The organism is Xenorhabdus innexi, assembly GCF_002632485.1.
Classification (GTDB): Bacteria; Pseudomonadota; Gammaproteobacteria; order Enterobacterales; family Enterobacteriaceae; genus Xenorhabdus; species Xenorhabdus innexi.
The window spans coordinates 1-4,587 of sequence record NZ_NIBU01000120.1 but is presented as its reverse complement, the minus strand read 5'-3'; the positions used below and the strand labels follow the sequence as shown (position 1 = coordinate 4,587).

Annotated in this window: 4 protein-coding genes, 5 tRNA genes and 2 rRNA genes; 10 read left to right on the top strand and 1 reads right to left on the bottom strand. The window is 40.9% G+C overall.

Features of this window, described 5'->3' with window-relative positions; genetic code table 11:
• From rrf (Xinn_RS20080) to birA, 5 genes are all read left to right on the top strand, one after another.
• Positions 1–97 (top strand): 5S ribosomal RNA (rrf, locus tag Xinn_RS20080); the annotation flags it as partial.
• Between the two features lie 50 nt (positions 98–147).
• Positions 148–223, top strand: a tRNA-Thr gene (locus tag Xinn_RS20075).
• Between the two features lie 34 nt (positions 224–257).
• Positions 258–373 (top strand): 5S ribosomal RNA (gene rrf / locus Xinn_RS20070).
• Between the two features lie 143 nt (positions 374–516).
• Positions 517–1,557 (top strand): UDP-N-acetylmuramate dehydrogenase, encoded by a 1,041-nt coding sequence (gene murB / locus Xinn_RS20065; RefSeq protein WP_086954997.1) that lies wholly within the window; start codon positions 517–519, stop codon positions 1,555–1,557.
• Entirely contained in the window at positions 1,554–2,513 is a 960-nt protein-coding gene (gene birA / locus Xinn_RS20060; RefSeq protein WP_086954998.1) for a bifunctional biotin--[acetyl-CoA-carboxylase] ligase/biotin operon repressor BirA, read from the top strand. The genes murB and birA overlap by 4 nt, the downstream gene beginning before the upstream one ends.
• A 35-nt stretch (positions 2,514–2,548) precedes the next feature.
• On the opposite strand, the gene coaA is transcribed toward birA, so the two are convergent.
• Positions 2,549–3,499 carry a type I pantothenate kinase gene (coaA, locus tag Xinn_RS20055; RefSeq protein ID WP_086954999.1) on the bottom strand — a complete coding sequence of 317 codons (951 nt, stop codon included), beginning with the start codon at positions 3,497–3,499 and terminating at the stop codon, positions 2,549–2,551.
• A gap of 416 nt (positions 3,500–3,915) precedes the next feature.
• Between coaA and Xinn_RS20050 the strand changes: the two genes are divergently transcribed.
• The 5 genes from Xinn_RS20050 to Xinn_RS20030 all read left to right on the top strand — a co-directional run.
• A tRNA-Thr gene (locus tag Xinn_RS20050) sits at positions 3,916–3,991 on the top strand.
• Between the two features lie 15 nt (positions 3,992–4,006).
• Positions 4,007–4,091, top strand: a tRNA-Tyr gene (locus tag Xinn_RS20045).
• Between the two features lie 99 nt (positions 4,092–4,190).
• A tRNA-Gly gene (locus Xinn_RS20040) sits at positions 4,191–4,265 on the top strand.
• Between the two features lie 6 nt (positions 4,266–4,271).
• A tRNA-Thr gene (locus tag Xinn_RS20035) sits at positions 4,272–4,347 on the top strand.
• A 111-nt stretch (positions 4,348–4,458) separates the two neighbouring features.
• Positions 4,459–4,587: GTP-binding protein (locus Xinn_RS20030; RefSeq protein WP_231069005.1), on the top strand; the 129-nt coding region annotated here is incomplete at its 3' end.

Here is a 4,587-nt window from a genome sequence, read left to right as displayed (position 1 = left end):
TGGTCCCACCTGACCCCATGCCGAACTCAGCAGTGAAACGCCGTAGCGCCGATGGTAGTGTGGGGTCTCCCCATGTGAGAGTAGGACACTGCCAGACATCAATTTATAAGTGTTGCCCAAATGGCAACACTTTTTATTTCAGCATTTGCTGATATGGCTCAGTTGGTAGAGCACACCCTTGGTAAGGGTGAGGTCCCCAGTTCGAATCTGGGTATCAGCACCATGAATAATATGTTCGGCAAATAAAACAGAATTTGCTTGGCGGCAATAGCGCGGTGGTCCCACCTGACCCCATGCCGAACTCAGTAGTGAAACACCGTTGCGCCGATGGTAGTGTGGGGTCTCCCCATGTGAGAGTAGGGAACTGCCAAGCTTTAATACATAGTCAAAAAGCCACTCAAATGAGTGGCTTTTTGCATTTTTGCTCCCTATCCTCATGATAGGTATTCACTGTCTTACCTTTCAAATGCAGAGTCTGCTAGACTACAGTCAAATCACTTATTGAGCCTGAATTGAATGCCTGTTTGTAACTCAAACCAACTAAAAACATTTAACACATTTGGTATATCTGCAAATGCCAATCGTATTAGCGTGGCGGTCTCTGTTGAATCACTTCTGGATTTATGGCAAGAGGCGGTAGAAAACCATCAGCCTATTTTATTGCTAGGTGGAGGGAGCAATGTTCTCTTTACCGAAGATTTCAAAGGTACTGTGATTCTGAACCGTATTACTGGTATTGATATACAAGAATCGGATACTGCATGGAATATTCATGTTGGTGCGGGTGAGAATTGGCACGAGCTGATTATTTATCTACTCAAAAACAAGATCTATGGTTTGGAAAATTTGGCTCTTATCCCAGGAAATGTGGGTTCTGCTCCTATCCAAAATATTGGAGCTTATGGAATTGAATTCAAACAGGTCTGTGAGTACGTTGATTTAGTCGAGCTAAAAACAGGAAAGCAAATTCGCCTGATGGAGAATGAGTGCCGATTTGCTTACAGAGATAGCATTTTTAAGCATGGATATAGAGATGGTTATGCAATTACAGCGATTGGTTTAAGATTGAATAAAGTATGGAAACCAATACTAACTTATGGTGGTTTAACCAAATTCTCGCCTGATGATGTAACACCGGAGCAAATTTTTCATACAGTTTGTGAAATGCGCCAGAGTAAATTACCCGATCCCTCGATCACAGGAAATGCAGGAAGCTTCTTTAAGAATCCAATTATATCAGCAGAATTAGCACAGAAAATTAAATCTGAGTATCCTGAGTGCCCCCAGTATTATCACAATGAACATAGTGTAAAAATAGCGGCAGGCTGGTTGATAGATAGGTGTCACCTGAAAGGGTATCATATTGGTCATGCAGCAGTTCATCAGAAACAAGCATTAGTATTAATTAATCAAGGTAATGCTACAGGACAGGATGTTATTGCGTTAGCTGCTTATGTTCACAAGCAGGTAGCTGAAAAATTCAATATTTATTTAGAGCCGGAAGTTCGTTTCATTGGTAGTGACGGTGAAATAGATGCGGTGGAATGTATTTCATGAAAGACATTAGTACTCCATTAAAATTAATTAAAATCTTATCAGATGGTGAAATTCATTCGGGGCAGCAGTTGGGCCAAAAGTTAGGAATGAGTAGGGCAGGAATAAATAAACATATGCAGGTTATCCGTGAATGGGGAGTGGAAATTCTAACGATCCCCGGCAAAGGCTACCGTTTTCCTGCTCAAATGAATCTCCTTAGCAAAGATATCATCGAAAATTATTTACCAGATAATCGGATTGAAATTATTCCAGTTATCGATTCTACCAATCAATATTTATTAGATAAATTAACAGAGCTTACTTCAGGTGATACCTGTGTGGCAGAATATCAATATGCAGGAAGAGGCCGCAGAGGAAGGCAATGGGTCTCTGCATTTGGTCGTAATTTATATTTATCTATGTTCTGGCGATTAGAGCAAGGACCTGCTGCAGCGATTGGATTAAGTTTAGTTGTGGGTATTGTAATTGCTGAAGTATTGAATCGTCAGGGGGCTGAAAAAGTAAAAGTCAAATGGCCTAATGATTTATATCTGGATGACAAAAAACTGGCGGGTATATTAGTTGAATTAATGGGAAAAACAGGTGATGCAGCTCAGATAGTTATCGGTATTGGCATGAATATTTCGATGAGTAATGAGCAGCAAAAAATAATTAGCCAGCAGTGGGCTAATTTACAACAGGCTGGAGTAGCTATTGAGAGAAATAAACTGGTTGCTGAGATCGTTACTGAACTTAAGAAGGCATTAATTCAGTTTGAAAATGAAGGGTTGCAACCTTTTGTTTCCAGATGGTTTAAATTAGATAATTTTATGGATCGTTCTGTGAAATTAATCATTGGTGAGCAAGAAATTTATGGAACAGCCCGTGGTATTGATCAACAAGGGGCTTTGTTGCTTGATATAGATGGAGTTGTTACACCTTATATTGGTGGTGAAATTTCTCTGAGAGGCTGTTAAGGATAAGGCCGGAAGTATTTTCCGGCTTTCGGGCATTATTTTCTTAACCTGACGTTCTCAATTGCGTGGTTAGCGCCTTTAGTCAAAATTAAGCTGGCTCGCTCTCTGGTTGGCAGGATATTTTGCTGTAGATTTAGTCCATTAATTTCTCGCCAAATATCGGATGCTACCTTTACTGCTTCTTCCGTTGTTAACTTAGAATAATTGTGGAAATAGGATTCAGGATCAGAAAAAGCCCCCTGCCGGAATTTCAGAAAACGGCTGACATACCATTGTTCGAGTAATTGTTCTGACGCATCTACATAAATAGAAAAATCAACAAAGTCTGAAACAAAAACGTGATGTGGTTCGTGAGGATAATCCATTCCACTCTGTAGTACGTTTAACCCTTCCAGTATCAGGATATCTGGCCGTTCTATGATAAGTTGTTCATCAGGAACAATATCGTAACTGAGATGAGAATATACGGGAGCGGCAACCTTTTCGGCTCCTGATTTTATATCGGAGACGAATTTCACCAGACCGCGCATATCGTAGGATTCAGGGAATCCTTTCTTTTTCATTAAACCGCGTTCATTCAGGATATTATTAGAATGTAAAAAGCCATCGGTTGTTACCAGCTTTACACGACGATGCTCAGGCCACCGGCTGAGTAATGCCTGCAACAAACGCGCAGTTGTGCTTTTACCAACGGCAACACTGCCTGCAATACCAATAACATAAGGTATTTTTTGCCCGCCGGTTCCTAAAAATTGTTCAAGAACAGCTTGTCGTCGAAGATTGGAGCTAATATAAAAATTAAGTAGACGTGATAATGGTAAGTAGATCTCAACCACTTCGTCTATTGATATGTCTTCATTAATTCCTTTTAAGGCAGAAAACTCTTCTGCAGTTAATGTTAGGGGCACTGAGTCACGCAAAGTTGCCCAATGTTCACGATCAAAGTGTAAATATGGAGTTGTTAAAAAAGACTCTTTCTCATTCATAAGCCAACATCTGCCTGTCTCTGCAGGTTGGACGGGTACTATTGCACACCCGTACCCGACAAAAAATAAATCTCATCATATCGGCTGAGCTATCGTAGGCGTAGAATTTTTTATCATTTTAGTAATTTTTTTGATGGAAAATGCAAAATTGCGAAAAAATAAGCAGTCTTGGAGCTATTTTTAATTTAAAAACCTAAAAAAAGTAGTATCGATATAGCTGTTCATTCTTGAAAATAGGCTACTTGCTCTGCTTCCTAAGATTTGCATTATATAGTTTGTGGTTGTTATTTATACTTCATCTACTTAAAAAATAATCAAAAAAACCATCTCTGAACGGAATGTGAGCGAAAAAACAAAAAAAATAAATTTTTTGTTGCATCAAAGACGAATACTACCTAGAATGCGCAGCACTTGATGCCGGCATAGCTCAGATGGTAGAGCAACTGACTTGTAATCAGTAGGTCCCGAGTTCGATTCTTGGTGCCGGCACCATTAAAAATTTGGAAAGGTGGGGTTCCCGAGCGGCCAAAGGGAGCAGACTGTAAATCTGCCGTCACAGACTTCGAAGGTTCGAATCCTTCCCCCACCACCATGAACCAGTTTTCATCTTGAGTGTTCTGCTCGAGTTAATACTCCAGACAAAATACTTGAGATATAATACAGCTGATTAAAGTCAGGTAGCCGAGTTCACGCGGGCATCGTATAATGGCTATTACCTCAGCCTTCCAAGCTGATGATGCGGGTTCGATTCCCGCTGCCCGCTCCAAGATGTGCTGATATAGCTCAGTTGGTAGAGCACACCCTTGGTAAGGGTGAGGTCGGCAGTTCGAATCTGCCTATCAGCACCACTTCCCTAGTTCTTGCCTCCTGATTTTCTTCCTGTAGATATCTTAAAACAAGCAAAATTGCTTGGTTGATGTGGTGAAACCACCGATTCCGTGTCTTAGAGGGACAACCTAATGTCTAAAGAAAAGTTTGAGCGTTCAAAACCGCACGTTAACGTTGGTACTATCGGCCACGTTGACCACGGTAAAACTACCCTGACTGCTGCAATCACCACCGTTCTGGCAAAAACCTACGGCGGTAGC